Annotated in this window: 14 protein-coding genes; 5 read left to right on the top strand and 9 right to left on the bottom strand. The window is 54.1% G+C overall.

Going from position 1 to position 20,060, the window contains the following annotated elements; translation table 11 throughout:
* Window positions 1-122: 122 nt before the first annotated feature.
* A complete protein-coding gene (locus B7444_RS03490) occupies window positions 123-1,211 on the bottom strand; it encodes a helix-turn-helix transcriptional regulator (RefSeq protein ID WP_007284310.1) in 1,089 nt (362 codons plus the stop codon).
* A 193-nt stretch (window positions 1,212-1,404) separates the two neighbouring features.
* On the opposite strand from B7444_RS03490, the gene B7444_RS03485 reads away from it, so the two are divergent.
* Window positions 1,405-3,090 (top strand): Hint domain-containing protein, encoded by a 1,686-nt coding sequence (locus B7444_RS03485; RefSeq protein WP_007284309.1) that lies wholly within the window; start codon window positions 1,405-1,407, stop codon window positions 3,088-3,090.
* A 130-nt stretch (window positions 3,091-3,220) separates the two neighbouring features.
* On the opposite strand, the gene acnA is transcribed toward B7444_RS03485, so the two are convergent.
* Window positions 3,221-5,911 carry an aconitate hydratase AcnA gene (acnA, locus tag B7444_RS03480; protein WP_007284308.1) on the bottom strand — a complete coding sequence of 897 codons (2,691 nt, stop codon included), beginning with the start codon at window positions 5,909-5,911 and terminating at the stop codon, window positions 3,221-3,223.
* 33 nt (window positions 5,912-5,944) lie between these two features.
* The gene (locus B7444_RS03475) at window positions 5,945-6,967 is read right to left on the bottom strand and encodes an isocitrate/isopropylmalate dehydrogenase family protein (RefSeq protein WP_007284307.1); all 1,023 of its coding nucleotides are present in this window, start codon (window positions 6,965-6,967) and stop codon (window positions 5,945-5,947) included.
* 105 nt (window positions 6,968-7,072) lie between these two features.
* On the opposite strand from B7444_RS03475, the gene B7444_RS03470 reads away from it, so the two are divergent.
* Window positions 7,073-8,005, top strand: a complete 933-nt coding sequence (locus tag B7444_RS03470; protein ID WP_007284306.1) for a LysR family transcriptional regulator — start codon at window positions 7,073-7,075, stop codon at window positions 8,003-8,005.
* On the opposite strand, the gene B7444_RS03465 is transcribed toward B7444_RS03470, so the two are convergent.
* Window positions 8,002-9,084, bottom strand: coding sequence for a zinc-binding metallopeptidase family protein (locus B7444_RS03465; RefSeq protein WP_007284305.1), 1,083 nt, complete (start codon window positions 9,082-9,084; stop codon window positions 8,002-8,004). The two genes, B7444_RS03470 and B7444_RS03465, sit on opposite strands and share 4 nt — an antisense overlap.
* A gap of 39 nt (window positions 9,085-9,123) precedes the next feature.
* Complete coding sequence (locus B7444_RS03460; RefSeq protein ID WP_007284304.1) at window positions 9,124-9,966, bottom strand: transglutaminase family protein; 843 nt, start codon at window positions 9,964-9,966, stop codon at window positions 9,124-9,126.
* A gap of 261 nt (window positions 9,967-10,227) precedes the next feature.
* On the opposite strand from B7444_RS03460, the gene B7444_RS03455 reads away from it, so the two are divergent.
* Window positions 10,228-11,700, top strand: a complete 1,473-nt coding sequence (locus B7444_RS03455) for a circularly permuted type 2 ATP-grasp protein (protein WP_035729223.1) — start codon at window positions 10,228-10,230, stop codon at window positions 11,698-11,700.
* Window positions 11,697-12,728 carry an alpha-E domain-containing protein gene (locus tag B7444_RS03450; RefSeq protein ID WP_016737827.1) on the top strand — a complete coding sequence of 344 codons (1,032 nt, stop codon included), beginning with the start codon at window positions 11,697-11,699 and terminating at the stop codon, window positions 12,726-12,728. Before B7444_RS03455 ends, B7444_RS03450 begins: the two co-directional genes overlap by 4 nt.
* Before the next feature lie 375 nt (window positions 12,729-13,103).
* Here B7444_RS03450 and sodC read toward each other — a convergent pair whose 3' ends face one another.
* Window positions 13,104-13,640: a superoxide dismutase[Cu-Zn] gene (gene sodC, locus B7444_RS03445; RefSeq protein WP_007284300.1), complete on the bottom strand. Its 537-nt coding sequence runs from the start codon at window positions 13,638-13,640 to the stop codon at window positions 13,104-13,106.
* Between the two features lie 260 nt (window positions 13,641-13,900).
* Here sodC and B7444_RS03440 point away from each other — a divergent pair, with 260 nt between their 5' ends.
* Window positions 13,901-15,160, top strand: a complete 1,260-nt coding sequence (locus tag B7444_RS03440) for an MFS transporter (protein WP_007284299.1) — start codon at window positions 13,901-13,903, stop codon at window positions 15,158-15,160.
* A gap of 80 nt (window positions 15,161-15,240) precedes the next feature.
* On the opposite strand, the gene B7444_RS03435 is transcribed toward B7444_RS03440, so the two are convergent.
* The 3 genes from B7444_RS03435 to B7444_RS03425 all read right to left on the bottom strand — a co-directional run bounded on the left by B7444_RS03435 (window position 15,241) and on the right by B7444_RS03425 (window position 20,011).
* Window positions 15,241-17,712: a TonB-dependent receptor gene (locus B7444_RS03435; protein WP_007284298.1), complete on the bottom strand. Its 2,472-nt coding sequence runs from the start codon at window positions 17,710-17,712 to the stop codon at window positions 15,241-15,243.
* A gap of 137 nt (window positions 17,713-17,849) precedes the next feature.
* Entirely contained in the window at window positions 17,850-19,118 is a 1,269-nt protein-coding gene (locus B7444_RS03430) for an MFS transporter (RefSeq protein ID WP_007284297.1), read from the bottom strand.
* Complete coding sequence (locus tag B7444_RS03425; protein WP_231136117.1) at window positions 19,115-20,011, bottom strand: LysR family transcriptional regulator; 897 nt, start codon at window positions 20,009-20,011, stop codon at window positions 19,115-19,117. Before B7444_RS03425 ends, B7444_RS03430 begins: the two co-directional genes overlap by 4 nt.
* Window positions 20,012-20,060 lie beyond the last annotated feature (49 nt).

The raw sequence follows: 20,060 nt of genomic DNA, 5'->3' as shown, positions 1-20,060 counted from the left end.
TCACAGACTGCATCGTGCTCATCACACAAAGCTATGTACGTCCGACAGTCTTTCAAGACCTAACAGGCCCTAGGGTATAAATCATATACATGTGGTAATTATAATTTTATTAAAGAAATAAATTAAGAAATAAGGCTAATATTTTTCACGAAAGCTGTTAACTGGCTCTGACTATTAATGCCTATTCTAGAGAATATTTCTTTCACCATTTGACGTGCTGTTCCTTCGGATATTTTCATCTCCAAAGCGGAATCTTTTACGGATTTACCGTTGGCAATAAGGCAGGCAATTTTCGCTTGAGATTTTGTTAGGAGCAAATCCCTCAGAACAGCTTCGGTTTTGAGGCCTACATTTTGGATAGAAAACACAATCATTTTGGTGCTTCCATTTGTAGAGGTGTCCAGATCTTTCTCTAGGATAATAATCTTCCCGTATAAAATTTTTCCGCTTTCGCAATAAATTTTAAAGACCTTATTTATAGAAGATTTTTGAGAAATAATTTTTTCTATATTTTTATTATATGAATTATATTTTGTTCTTATTTTTCCATCTTTGATGAAAATACCGTCATTTTCCATATTTAATAGAATTTTGTTCGCATGTATCACGGTGTTGTCTTCGTTTAATATTGCAACACCATATGGTATTTCCTCAAATAAATTTTCAAATATTCGGATAGATTTAGATTTTCTGTTGAAATTTATTGATAATTCTACAGAATTTATAATATGAGGGGTTACTTTTATCATATTTTGTTTTATTTTTTCGCTATCGTTGTTGTCCATTCCTATTGGGGATTGGACTGATAATATAAATCTATGTCCAACATCGGTTTTGAATAAGACGTTATGGATGCGTCTAACACCAAAAACTCTGAGAAAATCTTGATAAAATGGAATATGATCTATTTCGTTTTCGCTTAAAAATTGATCATCTTTATATATAAATCCAGAAGTTAAATCTATTTTACTATAATTTTCCGATAATGGAGATTTATTTTTCCAATAATTATAGTACAAATTCTCAGTTTCCGTATTTTCGTTTGATCCATATCGCCAATTCTGCATATCCGCATCCATAGGGATTATGGCGGCTCCTCCATAGCTGCTCTCTGTGCAATAATAAGAAATATTTTTTAGGCAATTATACCAATAATTATTATCTTTAATGGTTTTATATATATCTTTTGTAATGAATTCATGACGTTTCATTTTTTTTGTTCCTGGATTGACGCCTAATTACCAGGTGAAAATAATCAAAAAAAAGCAAACGGCCACTACCATATGGGAGTGGTGGCTCAAATGCCATTTCTTCAAAAGCGGAAGGGTGTGTCTCGGATACCCGTCCACTCATGGCATTAAGGGTAGTTCTCGGGCGTCACTCGTGTAAAAGCAGGAGCGAAACATGGTAGCGTCAGTCATTTTTACCCCTACGGGGGGCTCGCAAACTGTCCTTAAAGCTGAAAATGGAACAGTCGTAATAGGGGAATCTGGAAGTATTTCCGGAGCCGCTTTTTATTCTGGGTTGCCTGTTCCAGATGCAAGTCAGGCAACGACAGGGAATGTTATTATAAATAGCAACTCGAATGTTTCTGCATCAACTTGGAAGGTTGGTACCTCGTCTGAGACATCTGTCGTTACAGTAGAAGAGGGAGGATCTCTAACTCTCGACAATAGTGTTACGGTTTCCAGCAATTCCAAGATTGTTATCAGCGCTGGAGGTACTCTGGTCCTGAGTGGTTATGCGACCACAACGCCGGGTCTTATACAGTTTGACGAGGGTGGTGGCGGAACAATTGAAATTGCTGCTGGGACTACTCCAAGTATTATTGGATATATAACCAATATTAAAGAAAACGACACAATTATTCTGAATGGCCTTTCGGCAGACGGGTATACCTATGTTGATGGTGTTTATACACTCACCAATAATGGGCAGCCGATTTCCGGAACGTCTTCCTTTCAGTTGCCGGCTGCAAATCAGGGAACGACATTCAGCGTTGTGACGGTCAACGGTAAAACCTATCTCACGACGCTGGTGGTGGTGTGCTTTTTACGTGGATCGATGATTCGTACCCCCCATGGCGACGTTGCTGTGGAAGATCTGTCCATAGGCGATGAAGTGAGTGTCTATGATTGGCAAGCGAACAAGGAAGTGAACCGGAAAGTTGTCTGGGTTGGCAATAAGAAAGCTTCAGTATTTCCTGGCTTGCCTGATGATAAGGCTGGCTATCCGGTTCGGCTTCTCAGGGATGCTCTGGGGGACGGGGCGCCATATAAAGATCTGCTGATTACCTCTGAACATTGCCTGTTTTTTGAAGGAAAATTTGTTCCTGTCCGGATGTTGGTAAATGGTCGTTCTATTTTTTACGACATGAAAATTACTTCTTATGAATATTTTCATATAGAAACGGAAATGCATTCTGTCATCACGGCGAATGGTGTTCTTACAGAAAGCTATCTCGACACTGGGAACCGGAGTTCTTTTCGTCAGAGTGGGAGTGTTGTCGCACTTCCTACAGACAGAAAAACGTGGGCTGAAAATGGAAGTGCACCTCTTGATGTGAGTCGTAGCTTCGTAGAGCCCCTGTTTCACATGTTTTCTGCTCGGGCGCAGAGTGCCAAAGTTGAAAATAACGCTCGGATATTCTCTTTAACCGAAGATGCAGGTCTTCATCTTTCCACAGATACGGGTGCCATTATTCGAAAGAGCCGCGAGGCAGATGGGCGTGTTATGTTCATGATCCCCGCCGACGTGAAAAAAGTTCGTCTTGTATCCCGTACCAGTCGTCCGAGTGACAGCATTGGCCCGTTTGTGGATGATCGACGAAATCTTGGCGTCCTTATTGGCGATATTGTGCTGTTTGAAGAGAGTCGCACCGATCGCATTACTACTCACCTTATGGAGAGTACTCTTGAAGGATGGAGTGAACCGGAGAAAGGTGGCATGCGTTGGACAATGGGGAATGCATTACTACCCCTAGGCAATCGTTCCCCCAACACTATCGCTATTTTGGCCATCCAGATTAAAGCGGGCGGCCCTTACCTCGTGACTGAAGAGCAGGAGCACTTTCTGGCTCAAAGGGCCTGATTCGACCTGGAAATGAGTTTAGGATTTTTTTATGGCTCTGCTCTTTGGAGGGCAGGGTTACATGGAATTTTCCCGCAGATATGTAATCCCGTATGCCCCCGGAACCATGCGTTCCGGGGGTTATGTGTTTTCAGGCTGCTGCCATGCCGCGCAGGACATAAGGCAGGATGCCGCCGTGGCGGTAATAGTCGGCTTCATCCACTGTATCGACACGGCAGAGCAACGGTACCTGCTGCTGGGTGTCATCCTGACGGGTGATGGTCATGATCAGTGTCTTGCGAGGCGTCAGGTCGCTGATGCCGGCAATACTGATCGTTTCGGTGCCATCTAGCCCCAAGGTTTTGCGGGTTGTGCCTTCCTCGAATGTCAGGGGTAGAACACCCATGCCGACGAGGTTCGAGCGGTGAATACGCTCGAAGCTTTCCGCAATCACGGCTTTCACGCCAAGCAGACGCGTACCTTTGGCTGCCCAGTCGCGGGAAGAGCCCATGCCATATTCCTTGCCGCCGAAAACGACCAGCGGTGTACCTTCTGCGGCATAACGGGTTGCGGCATCGTAGATCGGCATGAGCGTTCCATCGGGCTGATGGCGTGTCATGCCGCCTTCGGTTCCGGGTGCCATCTCGTTGCGGATACGGATGTTGGCGAACGTTCCACGCACCATGACGCGATCATTGCCACGACGGGAGCCGTAGGAGTTGAAATCCTTGACCGCGACCTGATGCTCCTGAAGGTACTCACCTGCTGGGGAAGATGCAGCGATAGAACCCGCCGGGGAGATATGGTCCGTCGTGATGTTGTCGCCCAGCAGAGCCAGAATGCGCGCGCCGGAAATATCGGTCGGGTTTTGGGGATCGGCCTTCAGGTCTGTGAAGTAGGGCGGGTCCTGCACATAGGTTGAGCCAGGCTGCCATTTGAAGGTGGCGGAATCGCTGGCAGATCCGAGAGCCTGCCATTCGGGCGTGCCTTCGGTGATGCGGCTGTAGCGATCTACGAAGGCTTCACGGGTGACTGCCGTGCCGACCAGTTCCGCGACTTCGTGATTGGACGGCCAGATATCCTTCAGGTGGACCGGCGTTCCATCTGGTGCGTGGCCCAGAACGGCGGTCGTGATGTCCTGCCGCATGGTGCCCAGCAGAGCATAGGCGACCACAAGAGGAGGGCTGGCGAGGTAGTTCGCGCGGACGTTCGGCGAGATGCGTCCTTCGAAATTGCGGTTGCCCGAGAGAACGGACGTTGCAACCAGATTGTGGCCTTCAATTGCATCGACAAGCGGCTGGTCCAGAGGGCCGGAATTGCCGATGCAGGTCGTGCAGCCATAGCCTACGGTTTCGAAGCCGAGCGCATCAAGGTCAGCGGACAGGCCAGCACGATTCAGATAATCCGTCACGACCTGAGAGCCAGGGGCAAGGGATGTCTTGACCCAGGGCTTGGGCTTAAGACCAAGCGCACGCGCCTTTCGGGCGACCAGACCAGCAGCTACGAGAACAGCAGGATTGGACGTGTTGGTGCAGGATGTGATGGCCGCGATGACGACCGAGCCATGTTCCAGCGCGTAATCCGTTCTTGCGACCGGAGCGGTGACGGTGGTGTTTTCCGGTTTGACGCCGAGCGTCTCGGTAAGGGCCTTCTCGAAAGCCTCGGAGGCAGAGCGGAGTTCAACGCGGTCCTGTGGACGCTTCGGACCAGCAAGGGATGGGGTGACAGTGCTGAGATCCAGTGAGAGCGTGGACGAGAAAACTGGTTCTGGCGTGGATGCGTCACGGAACATGCCCTGCGCCCGCAGATAGGCTTCGACAAGCGCAATCCGGTGTTCATCACGGCCGGTCTGACGCAGGTAATCCAGTGCCAGCGCATCGACAGGGAAAAAGCCGCAGGTTGCGCCATATTCCGGGGCCATGTTGGCGATGGTTGCGCGGTCTGCAACGGGCAGATGGTCCAGCGCAGGCCCATAGAATTCGACAAATTTCCCGACAACGCCCTTGGCACGGAGCATCTGCGTGATGGTCAGAACAAGATCTGTGGCCGTTGTGCCTTCTGGAAGTTTGCCATCCAGACGAAAGCCGACGACATCCGGAATGAGCATGGAAATCGGCTGGCCGAGCATTGCGGCTTCGGCTTCAATGCCGCCGACGCCCCAGCCCAGAACACCCAGTCCATTGACCATGGTGGTGTGGGAATCCGTGCCGTATAGCGTATCCGGATAGGCGTAGGTCACGCCGTCGATCGTGCTGGTCCAGACAACTTGAGACAGGTATTCCAGATTGACCTGATGGCAGATGCCTGCACCCGGCGGCACAACGCGGAACTGGTCGAATGCCTGTTGGCCCCAGCGCAGGAACGCATACCGTTCGCCATTTCGTTCGAATTCCAGCGATACGTTCTGCTGAAGCGCATCCGCCCGACCCGCGACATCGACCATGACGGAATGGTCGATCACGAGATCCACGGGGACGAGCGGATTGACCTTCCGCGGGTCTCCGTTGAGCGACAGGATACCGTCGCGCATGGCGGCCAGATCGACAACGGCTGGAACGCCTGTGAAATCCTGCATCAGGATGCGGGACGGCTTGAACGGTACTTCCTGCGTGGAACCGGCATAGCGCAGCCAGTCTGCGATGGCCTGTGCATCTTCCACCTTGTAGCTCGTACCGTCCGTGAAGCGCAGGACGTTCTCAAGCAGAACCTTGAGGCTGACTGGAAGACGGGAAATATCCCCGATTTTCTCCGCGGCCACGGGAAGGGAGAAATAGCGATAGGTCTGTCCGTCAAGGGACAGGTCGCGCTGGCTGCCCAGAAGATCGCGTCCAACCTGTTTCATGATGTCTGTATCCCTGCTGGTCGTGTCGTCTGTTCAGTGAATGGCGCGCAGGAGGGCCTGCGTAACGTCTTCTGTCGTGGCCGTGCCGCCCAGATCGCGGGTGCGGATGCCGTCCGTCGTCAGGATCTGCTTCATGCCGCCGTCAAGACGGGCGGAAAGATCCTGACGTCCTACATGGGCCAGCATCATGCTGGCGGCCATCATGAGCGCCAGCGGGTTGGCAACCCCCTTGCCAGCAATATCCGGGGCCGATCCGTGGACGGCTTCAAACACGGCCATCTTCTCCCCGATATTGGCTCCCGGAGCCATGCCCAGACCGCCCACGAGGCCAGCGGTCAGGTCCGAGAGGATATCACCAAACAGGTTGGTTGTGACGATAACATCGTAATTTTCCGGCTTGATGACGAGTTCCATCGCGCAGGCATCGACAATACGTTCCTCAAGCTCGATGCGGCCTTCATATTCGGCAGCAACGCGACGACCTTCATGCAGGAAGATGCCGCTGAGGATCTTGAGAATATTGGCCTTGTGAACCAACGTGACCTTCTTGCGGCCATTCTTCACAGCATATTCGAAAGCGAACCTTACGATACGATTACATTCCGCACGTGTGTTGAAGCCTGCCCCATAGGCTACGGCTTCAGGGTCGTCGCCCACACGCATGTAGTGTTCCATGGCCGCATAGAGACCCTCGACGTTCTCGCGGATCACAACCAGATCAACATTGCTGTAACGACCACCCGGAACAATCGTCTGCGTTGGGCGGACATTGGCATACAGATCGAATTGCTGACGGAGGGTCACATTGATGGAACGGAAACCCTTGCCGACCGGTGTTGTCAGTGGGCCTTTGAGAACCAGCCCCGTGCGGGCAATGCTGTCGAGCGTCGCATCGGGAAGGGCGCTGCCCTGATTTTCCAGAGCGCCCATTCCTGCATTCTGATGATCCCAGACGAAGGGCGCGCCGAGTGCATCCAGAACAGTCGTTACGGAGGCCATGATCTCAGGTCCGATACCGTCACCGGAGATGAGCGTGGCGGGAATCTTGTCGGTCATGGCGTATCCTGTCTGTCCGTGCGTAGAAGGCGTGCGGACTTTAGTGGGGAAAGCTGCTAGGTCCAATATTTCGTTGCAGGTTTCATCATACCTTAAAGGTATCGCATGGTTGAGTTACGTCATTTCCGCGCTGTTGTGGTTATTGCCGAAGAGGGAAACCTGACGCGGGCGGCAGAACGGCTGGGGATTCAGCAGCCTCCTCTGACACGGATGCTGCGATCCTGCGAAGAAACGATGGGTGTTCAACTTTTTGAGCGCCATGCCAAAGGCATGCGTCTGACGGCTGCCGGGCGCAGTATGCTCAAGGGCGCGTATGACATTCTCGACCGGGTTGATGAGACGGTTGAGGATGTGAGGCGGGTGGTACGGGGCGAAAGTGGCGAACTGTCTGTTGGTTTTACCAATTCGGCCATGTGTCATCCTAGTCTCCCGGCCGTATTGGGGCACTTCAGGGAGAGTTGGCCGGATGTGACGCTGAGCCTGACAGAAGGCAATTCCAGTCAGCTTCTTGGGGCTTTGCGAGATGATCTTGTGGACGTGGCGTTCGTGCGTGCCTCCATCCCGGATGTATCGGATGTGATGGTGGAACTGATTCTGGAAGAGCCGATGGTGGTGGCGGTTCCCAGGGCGCACCCACTGGCTCTCAACCCACCAGCAGAGGGGCTCAGGCTGGCGGATCTCGAGAACGAAGACTTCATCCTCTATCAGAGCCAGTATAACAACGGCCTCTACAAGACGATTGTAGATGCCTGTCTGGGTGCCGGATTTATGCCCAATATTCGGCAGAAAGGCCCGCAGCTTATGGCTGCGTTAAGTCTCGTAGCCGGAGGGCTGGGTATTTCTGTTGTGCCGCATTCGATGCAACAGCATCATGCAGGGCAGATTACTTACATTCCTCTCTCATCCCGCACGGCCCTGACGGCGCCTGTTTATCTTGTGTACCGGTCTGTGCGGATGACGGGCGCCAAGCTGTATTTTATTCATCAGGCGCGCCAGATGCGGACGCGCCTGTTCGGGACGCCTAAAATGCCGTCCTAACGAAGGGCCTGTGTTTCCCGGATCAGGGCGTGGATGAACGCCAGCTTTTCCCGCACACCTGCCGTCAGGACAAATGGGTAAAAATCAGCCAGCCCCATAGAGCGGTTGAGGCTGTTGACTGCAGATGTTAGCGGAACCCAGGCGTCCATGATCTCGTCAAAGGTCGCGGTCAGATAGGGGTCGTTCATCGGGCCATCCGTCGACAGGGTGGATGGATCCGGAATGCCGGGATGAATTGTGACACCGTAGGCCCAGGCCGTTTCAAGAGTGGAGACGATGTGCAGGTAATGGGCCCATGTCTCGGCAAAATCTTCCCACGGATGGGACGTGGCGTAGCTGCTGACGTGGCGTTCGCGCCAGTCTTCCGGAGGGGGATTGTTATAGTGGCGTTGTAGAGCGTCCTGATAATCCTGACTGTCATCTCCGAAGATGGCGCGGCAGCTTTCCAGGCGTCCGGCATCGCGCACCAGAACATTCCAGTAGTAATGGCCGATCTCATGGCGGAAATGGCCGAGAAGGGTGCGGTAATACTCCCCCATTTCCACGCGCATGCGTTCGCGCTCTGCGTCGTCAGCTTCGCGGATGGCCAGCGTGACGAGACCGTTGTTATGGCCGGTCATGACTGGGGCTGAGCCGTCCGGCGCATCATCAAGAAAATTAAACGCAAGTCCGTTGTTCGGATCTTCCCGCCAGCTCCGGATCGGGAGCTTGAGGCGCATCAAGGTATAGAACAGACGATGCTTGGCGACTTCGATTTTCCGCCACCGTTCAAGGTTTTTCGGATCTTCCAGATTGGGAATGGTCCGATTGAAGCGGCAGGCGAAACAGACGGGCGGCTGGCCTGTCTGGCTTGGGGTCGTAAGCCAGTTGCAGGCGTCATGGTCATGGTTGGAGCAGTAAACGAGTTCTGCGTTCCGAACCTGTGGTTCCATGGGATGCCACCGGCCATGACCCGCAGGTTCAAGGGCCGTCAGTGCGGAAAGGCCGGGGAGATACCCAACCGGATGATGGCAGGACTCACATGTTGTATTTTCGAAATACAGAGCCTGCTGGCAGCACTGACACGAGAAAAGTTTCACAGCTTCGGCACCTTATGCAGCTCTTGCCGAAGCATGATGTCAGGTCTTTGCCACTTCATGCAAATGCTGTGCTTCCATCAGAACATCGAAACGTGCCTGACAGTGATCCAGAAGGCCTGAAACCGGGGCTGCGTCTTCTGGTGTTGCGGAAACAGCAAGAGGAATATGGTTTTGTGCCGTGATCAGTCCGGACGTCGTATCGAAACCCAGCCAGCCATGCTGGGGCAGCAGGATTTCAGCCCAGGCGTGAAGATCGCAGATGAGCCCGTGTGGGGCGTTTTCCTGCGAGGAGGACTGAATGAGATATCCGGAGACAAAGCGGGCGGCGAAGCCGAGATGGCGTGCAAAAGCCACCAGAAGCCACCCACTGTCCCGGCAGGAACCCGTCTGGCGAGACAGCGTTTCAGCAGGTGTCCAGATTCCTGGTTCCATGCGGGGCTGATAGCGCAGAGCAGCGGCAATCCGGCGATTGAGCCAGACCAGCCGGTCCAGATCCGTTTCCCCTGATGATGAAAACTCTTCGTTCAGAAAGGCTTCCAGGATAGACTTGTCTTCAATCTCCTCTCTGTAGAACGGACTGACTTCTTCAGTGGGGTAGCGTGGGGCGATGAGGGGATTGTAGGGCGTCAGATCTACCGTCATGCGGACTTCGATATCGAAATGCGATACCCGGTCCTGGAAGGTGGCTTTGGCAACGGTATTGGCATACAGGTCCTGATGCCAGGTAATCTGGCTCTCACCGGGACCAATGCTCAGGGCATAGGCCAGAACCGTGTTGCATGTTCTGGCCGGAGGGCGCAGACGGATCGTCTGGGGACCCAGAAACACGGGACGATCATAGCGATAGGAAGTGTGATGACGGATCATCACGGGCGTGTTCATTCTCTCATGTTTCCTGAAAGCCGCGCATGACCTTCTGGTTTTCAGTCCCTGAGGGATGCGGGCGGTAGTCCTTGATCCTTCTCCCATCGTAACAGGAAGAGCGGGAACGGCAACTCTCCTGATATGTTCTGGAAAAAACAGAACTGCTTCGTGCTTTTCCTCCTTGGCAAACAGGGCGGAATTGATAGGTTAATAAATAATCGTAATGATCCGGCCGGGTATGCTTCATACAATCGTCGGGTAAGGAAGCGGGGCATACAGATGAAGTCCAACGTCTTGCACTCCCAGGCCCAGGAAGCCGGTATTTTTTCTGCCTATCACAGGCCTGAATTCTTTTGCGAACTCATGAACCGTGGAGAAGAGCTCCCGGAAGCCCTTCGGCAGGTTCAGGAACGCCTGGCGCATTTTGACATCAAGGAACTGCGGTATCGCACTGCGAATGCCGAAACACAGCTCTATCGGCTGGGGATTACGTTTACTGTTTATACGGATCGTGAGGCCATTGATCGTGTTCTGCCGTTCGATGTCATTCCACGTGTGCTGACAGCCGAGGAATGGGCATTCATCGAACGGGGCGTGCAACAGCGCGTCAAGGCGATCAACATGTTCCTGTGGGACATCTACCATGACCGGAAAATCCTTCAGGACGGTCTGATTCCCGCAGATCTGGTTCTGAAAAATGCCAATTACTGTCAGGCGATGGTCGGAGTGGATGTTCCAGGTGGCGTTTATGTCCATATCAACGGAACGGATCTGATCCGGGATCGGAGCGGGCGGTTTCTGGTTCTGGAAGACAATGCGAGAACACCCTCAGGCGTGTCGTATGTGATCGAGAACCGGCACATGATGCTGCGGCTTATGCCGGATCTGGCGTCTGGAGTGCCGCTGCGTTCTGTTGAAGACTATGGACTGCGCCTGCATCGGGCTCTGTGTGATGTCGCTCCCGAAGGTGTTGAAAATCCACAGGTGGTTCTGCTGTCTCCCGGGATCTACAATTCCGCCTATTTCGAGCATGTGTTTCTGGCGCGTGAGATGGGTGTGCCTCTTGTGGAGGGGCGCGATCTTCTGGTGGAGAACCACCATGTCTATATGCGGACCGTCGCGGGATTGCGCCCGGTTCACTCCATCTATCGCCGCATTGACGATGCCTTTCTGGACCCGCTGGCCTTTAACCCGGAAAGCCTTCTGGGCGTGCCAGGATTGGTCGAGGCGTATCGGCGTGGGAATGTGACGATTGCCAATGCGCTGGGCACAGGCGTTGCAGACGACAAGGCTGTGTATGCGTACATGCCCCGGATCATCAAGTATTACCTCAATGAAGAGCCTATTCTGGGGAGCGTAGAGACGCATATTTGCGCTGAACCGGAAGGGTTGGCTTTTACGCTTGCCAATCTCGAAAGGCTTGTCGTGAAGCCTGTGGGAGAGTCGGGCGGGTACGGACTACTGATTGGTCCCCATGCAACCGAAAGCGAGCTTGAGGATTTCAGGCAGCGCTTGCAGGATAATCCGTCAAATTATATCAGCCAACCCGTCATCGACCTGTCTGTGTCGCCCACCCTGTGTGATGCGGGCGTGGAAGCGCGCCATGTGGATCTGCGTCCCTTCGCCCTGACTGGGAAATCGACCTGGGTTCTGCCCGGTGGGTTGTCCCGTGTGGCGCTTCGGAAAGGCTCTCTGGTGGTGAATTCCTCTCAAGGTGGCGGGTCCAAGGATACCTGGGTGATGTCCGTATGACACAGCTATCTCCAACCTCGAACGGAATGCTCTCCAACCTCAACACGCTTCTGTCGCGCTATGCCGAGAGCATGATGTGGCTGGCCCGTTACATGGAGCGTATCGAAAATCTGGCCCGCCTGATTGAAGTCACGGAAGCATTTGTCCGGGGGCCGGATGGTAAAACCGTCTGGGAAACAATCGTCCAGATCAACTCCGATGAGGAGCGGTTTCAGGCGCTGCATCCTGCTGCAACGGAGCAGGATTACATCCAGTTCTACATCACTGACCTGGCCAATCCGAGTTCCATCAAGGGCATGGCGAATGCGGTGCGTGAAAATGCCCGCTCTGCACGGCCGCTGATTTCCACAGAAATGTGGATGCACCTGAACGTCTTCACACGATGGGTGCTGGACCTTGACCCGTCAGACATCCGCCGGACTGGCCTTTCTGCTCTGTGCAACAGGATCAAGCAGGAGTGTCAGACGCATACAGGCGTGACGGAAGGGACGCTTTACCGCGATCAGGCGTGGCTATTTTATCTTCTGGGTCGCCATCTGGAACGCAGCGATCAGATTACCCGTCTGATTGACACACGGTACCATACACTTCTGCCCTGCGAGGAAGAGGTCGGCTCGGAAATCGATACGACACAGTGGGCGTCTGTTCTGCGCTCTGCTGCGGCTTATCATGCGTTTCGCCGTTTGCAGCCCGTAACAACCACACCTGCCAACGTTGTTGGGTTTCTGTTGAAAAATGAAGGATTCCCACGGTCTCTGGCCCTGAACCTTCGGCAGACTGATACGGTACTGGCGGCTCTGTCTGCGCATTACAATCTACGGCGGCAGAATTACGCCATTCAGGAACGGTTGTCTGAACTTCGGGCTACTTTGGAAGATCAGACGGCCGAGGAAATCATCATTCGCGGGCTCCATGAATACATGCACTGGATCCAGAACCAGATCGAAGCGATCCAGAGTGAAGTCGCGGCTGCTTATTGGCCTCCGGTTGAAAGACTTCATCTTTCTGAATGTCATGGGGAGCAATGACAGCGTAAAGGCATGAGCAGGATCGGGGACAGCATTAAAATGTCCTGCCTCTCCGACGGGTTGAGAAGCGTTAGAACCATTTCAGGAGGTTGCGCAAAATACGCGTCTTCCGGAATGTATGCCACTCTGTGAACTGTCGCGACGAAGCCCTCGTTGGTCTTTGATCGAGACGCGATGTCTACTCAGACATCAGGCGCCAGATTACTTTGGTAAACCTCAGAGTTCAGCGGCCGGGCCGGCCCTTGGGCAAGGGCCTGCACGACTGGGCCGAAAATTCACTTTTTACCATGGGTGTTGCGTTGCTTTGGGGCGTCTGGCGGCCTCCTCTATGAGGGGGCCGCCAGAATTTTTCAGGCAATAGAGGCTCGGAAAATGTCAGTCCTGCTTCAGGACGCCGCAGGCAACGCGGGCACCAGAGCCGCCAATGGGCTGGCTTTTGTAATCGTCAGCCTGAGCGTGGATTACAACGGAACTTCCGTCAGCATCCAGCAACGCTGCACGCGAAGAAGCACCTCTCAGGGAAACAAACGTCGAGTAGATTTCTGCTGATGCACTCCCATCCGGGGCCGCATAGATGTTGGTCAGATCGCCAAAATCATTTGCATTGTCATTAAGTACGCCATGAATGACAGACTTCGCCGTATGGACATGTGCTCCGGCACTGGTGAACTTCGGCGCAGCGCAGTCGCCTTTTTCATGGAAATGGATTCCGTGCCAGCCGGGCGTAAGGCCTTTGGCTTCGATATGAAGCAGGACGCCTTTCGGAGCATCCGTAACGCGCACGGTCCCTGCAGGCTTTCCGCTTGCGTCAATGAGATTGGCTGTTGCTGTCTCGGCTGAAAACGCAAGAGATGGCGTCACGACCAAACCAATCGTCAAAAATGCCCTGAGTTTTGATGTCAGTTCAAACATTGAAAAATGCCTTTCTGGGTGAGGGGGTGTAGTGCAATGCTTTGGATGACGTTGTCGTAAATCAGAATCAATATCAACAAGGTTTGTGTCTGCCCTCATCTCTTCTTCGAGAGCATCATGAGCTGGTCCCGGTTTTATTTTCTGGCCTGAATGTGGAAGAGGCGTTCCTGGGCCCAACGGCAGATTTTTCAATGTCTGGGATATGACAAAAAGAAACCAGTCACGAGCATTGCTTCTTTCGTTTTATTCTTGCGGGAAGCATGGCAGAAGGCGATTTCGCCCCGCGTGATAGCTTCATCACAGTGGTCAGGGAAATTATGCTTTTCAAAACTCTTCCCACACAGACCGTTATTGGACTGTGTGCACTATTCGCGTGTACTTTTACCGCACTGACCAGTGAAGTCGCGCCCGTTGGTCTGCTGATCGACATGGCGCAGGCCTTTCATATTGCCGAGGGTCAGGCAGGACTGGCCGTCAGTGCGTTCGCCCTGATGGTTGCTTTCGGGGCCGTGCCTTTGACCATTCTGACAGCCGCGATCGATCGAAAGAGACTGATGCTGCTTTCCCTGGGCGGCTATGTTCTTTCCAATCTGATCGTCGCTCTTGCCCCGACATTCCTGGTCTTGTGTGCAGGGCGGGCGCTCGGTGGAATCGCACATGCGCTGCTGATGTCGATTGTCTCAGCCTACGCCGCGCGGCTGGTGCCGCCGAAGATGACCGGACGAGCCATCTCGTTTGTTTATGGTGGAACGTCTCTGGGCTCTATTCTGGGCGTGCCTGGCGCGGCCGCTATCGGGCACTTTGCAAGCTGGCGTGTTGCGATGCTGGTGATGACAGGTATTGCCGTGCTGCTGACGGCCTGCATTGCTTTTTTCCTGCCCCCAGTCGCGACGTCCGGAGACGCGAGCACCAACCTGCCCGCCATGGGATCCCGAAAGGCCATGCGGATCTTCCTGATGGTTGTGGCTATTGATGCGATCTTCTTCGTTGCTCACAACATGCTCTACACATACGTCACGCCTCTGCTGCTGGCTCATGGCCTTCCCAAAGGGGTTCTCAGTATTGCGCTTCTTCTGACCGGCGCTGTGAGTATTCTTGGACTGTGGGGCGCGGGTCAGATTGTTGATCGCTGGCCTGCCGCAGGAATGTTCGCAGGGGGAATGGCCATGCTGATCGGCATGGGCCTCATGTATGGGCACATTCTCTCTGGATGGTGGTCTGTAGCGTCAGTCGCTCTTTGGTGTAGCGGCTATTCGGCCATCATTCCTTTTGTCATGTCAGGCGCAATTCGCGCGCGGGCAACGCGACCGGACGTGGCTGGAGCGGCCATCAATGGGGGTAGTAATCTTGGTATTCTTCTGGGGTCCGCGCTGGGAGGTCAGATTCTGACCTGGAGCGGTTTCAACACGCTTACCCCCATTGCGATCGTCATCACGCTGACTGCCATTCTGCTGGCAGTTCTCAATCCTGGATCGTTTCCTCGTACCCTTCACTCCTCTGAGGATGAAGCGGTGTCCTGAAAACGAAAAAGGGGCCGGATGGAAATCCGGCCCCTTTTTTAATGCGGTGATCCAGTCTTGTCGGACTGAATTTCCCGTTATCAGAACGAGGTGGACAGTGTGCCCATCATCGCGAACGGCGGCATGATGTAATAGCTCGGTGCCGTGTCAGCACTGATCTTGTGGCCATACACACCTGTTGTGGCTCTGGCATTGTTGGAGAAGTAGTAAACGCCACCCAGCTTGTACTGGCCTGTCAGGTTGGTGAAGTTCAGCTTGAACACCGGGGACTGGGCGATGAAGAATTTCGGCAGATGATAGCCAAGCGTCAGAGAATCCGAGAAGTAGGATGGCATGTACTGATCGTTCATGAAGGACGATGCCTGCTTGGACGTGTAATGCACGCTGGCGTTCAGGAAGAACGGGCCTTCGTTATAGGTCAGACCAACGCTGCCTGAGAACTTCGGCGACATAACAGCCGTTTTGCCCTTGGTCCGCATATAGTCGACGGAACCATCATCGGCCGTTGTCTGCAGATTGTTATCCATCGTCGTGTGCAGGTATTCAAACGCGAAATACGGGCTGAAACGATGGAAGAGCGGTCGGGTAGACAGCATGACGTCCACACCGCGGATTGTTTCGCCGCCTGCGTTGATGGTCTGGCTGACCTGAACGTCGTTGCTGAACATGTTGACCGACAGCAGACGGTTGGAGACGTTCATGTTGAAGAGGCTGATATCCGCCAGGAACAGATCATCGTTATAGCGGTAACCCAGTTCTTCCTTGATGGAATACTGGGGCTTTGCCCCTGCGCCGGATGTCGTCATGACGCCGGTGCTCGTGCTGTAGCGTGAGATCATGTTGATCGGGGAAGGCGCGCGGAAATCACCCTCAGCATTGATGTAAAGCTGATGATGAGGGGCGAAGTTGTATGACCATGAGAAACGCGGCGTTGGCGAGACATAGGTGTGATTGGTGCGCCCTGCCGTGCTGGGAAGGTAATCCTGTCCCTCCAGCGTCATGGACGTCACCTTGATGCCGCCTGTGATGGACATCTTGCGATCCAGAAGATGAACAGTGTCTTCCAGGAAGCCCGAGTTCAGACTGTAGGAGCCCAGGTAATCTACGGAATAGTAGATGCTGCCGCTTGTGGTTCGGTAATAGGATGACTTGTCTGTATCAGCTGGCTGTGCGCCAGTTGTCTGGTTCATTCTCGACAGGGGGGTGCGCAGGGAATAGCGATATTCCTCGTGCCAGTAACCGATCTGTCCGTCGTTGTTCTCGGAATGCCAGCCCAGTGCCGCAACCACGCCTCCCTGCTGGGTCACGGACATGGAGTTGGTGGAGACCGCTGCACGTGTTGAGGTGCTGATTCTGCCGTCGCCGTTCAAATCAACGCGCTGGAGGGCTGTTCCTGCGTACGTGCGGCCTTCCTGAAGGCGGGATGCACTGTTCAGCGTGATGTCGGAGCGCTCGTAGTAGGGGGAAATGTTCAGCGTGAAGGTGTTGTTCAGCGCGAACTTCATGGGCATGGACAGATAGAACTGGTCTTTGTCCGTACCGCGTACGCCATAGTAATTGCCCGGAGATACCGCGTTGAATTCAGCTGTATAGCTCAACGGGGTCGAGACCGGCCGCCCATGCTTGTCATTCTGGAAGTTGGCCAGTGTCGGGTAGCGATTCAGGTAGTAATGTGAATGGTTGTAGCCTGCAAACAGGTCAATGGAACTGCGTGTGCCAATCTGTTTCTGGGCACGGAAATCCATATGCTTGCGATCACTGTCGCCCGAACCGCGCCATGCATCGGAATGGGTGTTGGAAAACGAGGCATAGCTGGTGATGCCGGTGTGGCCAATCTCGCCTGAGTCCAGACGGATGAAACCGCGTGTCCGGTTGAAGGAACCATAGCTTCCGGAGATCAGGCCACCAAACTTCTTGGAAGGCGCGCGCGTGGTGATGCTCAGAGCGCCAGCACCAGCGGAGGTCAGTGGATCTTCAACGGAAATGGAGCCGGGGCTCATGCTTTCGGCGGCAATATTGTTGCTGTCGATATAGTTCTGCACGAAATTGGATGCGGAGGACGTGCCGCCGTTTGCGATTGGCATGCCGTTCAGCATGATGCCGATGTCGTTGTCATACAGACCACGGCTCTGCATGGAGCCACCTTCGTTCCCGCTCGGGTCCGGCGTTGTGATGTTCACGCTTGGCAGATTGGCGATCAGGTCGAGCGGGCTGCTCGTGGGGCTTTGCATCTCGATATAGTTCTGCGTCACGGTCTGTACGGCGCGGGAGGCTGTTTCGACACGCATCATGCCGCCACCTGGCTGATGGCGCGTTCCCGTCACACTGATGGACTCCTTGCCAGCCTCAACGGTGGGCGCGGGGTGAGCACGGTGCTTGGCAGGCTCGGTCGTGGGGGAGGTTGCCGCATAGGCGGTGGGGACAGTGATGGACAGACCGCTCAGAAATGTCGCTGCCGCAAGAGTTTTCTTTCCCTGCCCGAAAAGAGCGTTAAGCGGAACGGAGAGTCCGGAACGGCTGGAGCGGCTGGGCGGGAAAGAACAGGATGACATGTCGAGGACTCGTTTTGCAGAATGACAACGCTTCGATAGCGTTATGAAGTGGGTAAACTAAGATAAAGGAGACAATTATAAGAACATTCCAAAGAAAAAATTGATAGTTTCAATTTCTGTCAAGGAAATGCTGTCGTTCAGGACGCACGTCGATCCAGAAGGGACCGGGCTGAAAAGACGCTGATGAACGAAATGACCGCTGTCAGGATCATGTAGAGGGCGGGGGCGTGAGAAAGACCGGTCCAGGAAATCAGGGCTGCATTTGTCAGAGGCGCAAGACCGCCGAACAGAACCACTCCGAAAGAATATCCCATGGTAAGCCCACGCCCTCTGCGTTCACTGGGGAAAATCTGGCCGATGAAGCCGTCGAGGGCAGCGAAATAGAACAGTCCGCTCAGATTGAACAGAAGGGGCATGAGCAGAACTGCTTCCGGCACCGTCTTGATCAGTTCGAAGGCAGGAATAGGCAGAAGGGTCAGAAACGCGCAGGACCAGAGCATCGGCGCTACGCTGTGGGTCCTGTCAAAACGGTCTGCCAGTTTCCATCTCAGCGGGGTGAACAGGAGCTGGCCACCATAGGTCAGAAGAGGGGCCAGCGATGTGCTGAGGCCGGAGAGACTGTACTGGCTGCGCGCATAATGAGGCATGTAAAGCCCCAGATAGGTGATGCCACTGCCAAGAGCGACGGAGCCCATGATGAGGGCCGTCCGGAGAACCGTATCGGGTTGCAGGAATGGCGCCGGGGCTGAAAGGGCACGGGTTGCTGTCTCGGCGCTTTCCGGGGGCAGCATCATGCGCAGGATCAATCCACTGATGCCTGCCGCAGCTCCCAGACCGGTTGCAATACGGAAGCCATAGGTCTCGAATGTTGTTGCAGGAAGCGCGAGACCGAGAATTAGCACGACCGTTGCGGCACACAGGGAGGCGGTGATCTGCCCAATAGCCTGCCAGCTTGCTGCCCGGGCCTCATGCCTTGGGGCGTGTTCGATCAGATAGGATGTGGCGCTTCCAAATTCTCCGCCCAGTGAAAAGCCATGAAGAAGTCTGGCCAGAATGACCAGCCCAGGCGCAGCAATGCCAATCTCCTGATAGGACGGTGTGAGGGTAATCAGCAGACTGCCCAGGGCCATCAGCAGGATGCAGACCATCATTGTGGAGACGCGGCCACGCCTGTCTGCATAGTTTCCCAGAACGACGGCGCCGAGCGGTCTTGCCAGAAGTGTCAGGCCAAAAGTCGCGAGGGAGAGGCCGAGTTGGGACAGTGGCCAGTTGGCGGGGAAAAACGTACGGCCTATCGACGCTGAAAAATACGCGTAAATGACGAAATCATAATACTCGACGATATTGCCAATGATGGAGGCAATCACCGCCTGATTAGGTTTGTGGAACGGCCATACGCCCATCATCCGGCTTGTGTGTTGCCAAGAGACTGGATCAGGAACTGGATGAATGATCGCAGTGTCGGAGCGCTATAGCGCTCCTTGTGGTAGAGCAGATAGATCGGGCGGGAAGGAAGGGTGTAATCCGGCAGCAGTGCCGAGAGTTTTCCTTCCCGGATGTCTTCCCGCACCAGATCGGACGGCAGCATGGCAATCCCCATGCCCGAAAGGGCTGCACGACGCATGGCCTGCGTGTTGTTGAACAACCCTTTACGCTGCATTTCGACAGAGATGTGTCCCTGTGGCCCTTCAAAACGCCATTCACGCCGGGCCCAGTGCCAGGGAGATGCGGGCGTGTAGGAGAAGGCAAGGGCATCGTGCATGGCGAGCTGATGGGGAGACAGGAGTTCTTCCCGCTGGGACAGATAGGCCGGGGAGGCGCAGAGCGTCATGGTGTAGTCGGACAGACGGCGGCAGATCAGGGAAGATGGCTCTGGAACGCCCAGTCGGATGGCAATGTCGAATTTCTCATGCGTCAGATCGACGCTGCGTTCCGTCAGGACAAGATCTACGTCCACGGCGGGGTGTTCTTTGAGATAAGCCGCGATGCAGGGGGTGATGCTCTGGGTGCCGTAAGTAACAGGAGCTGTAATGCGGAGAGTTCCTGCAGGAAGGCTCTGGGCGGCTTCGGCCATACGCTCGGTTTCATCGAGCATGCTGAGGATTTTCTGGCATTTGGCGAAGTAGAGGGAGCCGAAGGCCGTGAGGCTTTGGCGTCTGGTGGTGCGACGCAGCAGACTGGTGCCCAGCCGCTCTTCAAGCAGGCGCACGTAGTTTCCCACCATTGTGGGTGAGATGCCGCAACGCTCTGCAGCGGCTGTCATGCTTCCTGTTTCGACGACGGCAATAAAGGTCGTCATGGCCTGAAAAACGTTCATTGCAAACCGAAGGTTGATAATTATCGCACCA

It is taken from the genome of Gluconobacter thailandicus F149-1 = NBRC 100600 (assembly GCF_000964465.1).
GTDB lineage: Bacteria > Pseudomonadota > Alphaproteobacteria > Acetobacterales > Acetobacteraceae > Gluconobacter > Gluconobacter thailandicus.
This window is presented reverse-complemented; position numbering and strand designations above follow the sequence as displayed.

Coding starts and splice junctions, on each gene's coding strand:
- B7444_RS03440 (WP_007284299.1), top strand. CDS start 13,901: ATGGCAGAAGGCGATTTCGCCCCGCGTGATAGCTTCATCACAGTGGTC.
- B7444_RS03490 (WP_007284310.1), bottom strand. CDS start 1,211: ATGAAACGTCATGAATTCATTACAAAAGATATATATAAAACCATTAAA.
- B7444_RS03470 (WP_007284306.1), top strand. CDS start 7,073: ATGGTTGAGTTACGTCATTTCCGCGCTGTTGTGGTTATTGCCGAAGAG.
- B7444_RS03430 (WP_007284297.1), bottom strand. CDS start 19,118: ATGATGGGCGTATGGCCGTTCCACAAACCTAATCAGGCGGTGATTGCC.
- sodC (WP_007284300.1), bottom strand. CDS start 13,640: ATGTTTGAACTGACATCAAAACTCAGGGCATTTTTGACGATTGGTTTG.
- B7444_RS03485 (WP_007284309.1), top strand. CDS start 1,405: ATGGTAGCGTCAGTCATTTTTACCCCTACGGGGGGCTCGCAAACTGTC.
- B7444_RS03475 (WP_007284307.1), bottom strand. CDS start 6,967: ATGACCGACAAGATTCCCGCCACGCTCATCTCCGGTGACGGTATCGGA.
- acnA (WP_007284308.1), bottom strand. CDS start 5,911: ATGAAACAGGTTGGACGCGATCTTCTGGGCAGCCAGCGCGACCTGTCC.
- B7444_RS03425 (WP_231136117.1), bottom strand. CDS start 20,011: ATGACGACCTTTATTGCCGTCGTCGAAACAGGAAGCATGACAGCCGCT.
- B7444_RS03460 (WP_007284304.1), bottom strand. CDS start 9,966: ATGAACACGCCCGTGATGATCCGTCATCACACTTCCTATCGCTATGAT.
- B7444_RS03455 (WP_035729223.1), top strand. CDS start 10,228: ATGAAGTCCAACGTCTTGCACTCCCAGGCCCAGGAAGCCGGTATTTTT.
- B7444_RS03450 (WP_016737827.1), top strand. CDS start 11,697: ATGACACAGCTATCTCCAACCTCGAACGGAATGCTCTCCAACCTCAAC.
- B7444_RS03435 (WP_007284298.1), bottom strand. CDS start 17,712: ATGTCATCCTGTTCTTTCCCGCCCAGCCGCTCCAGCCGTTCCGGACTC.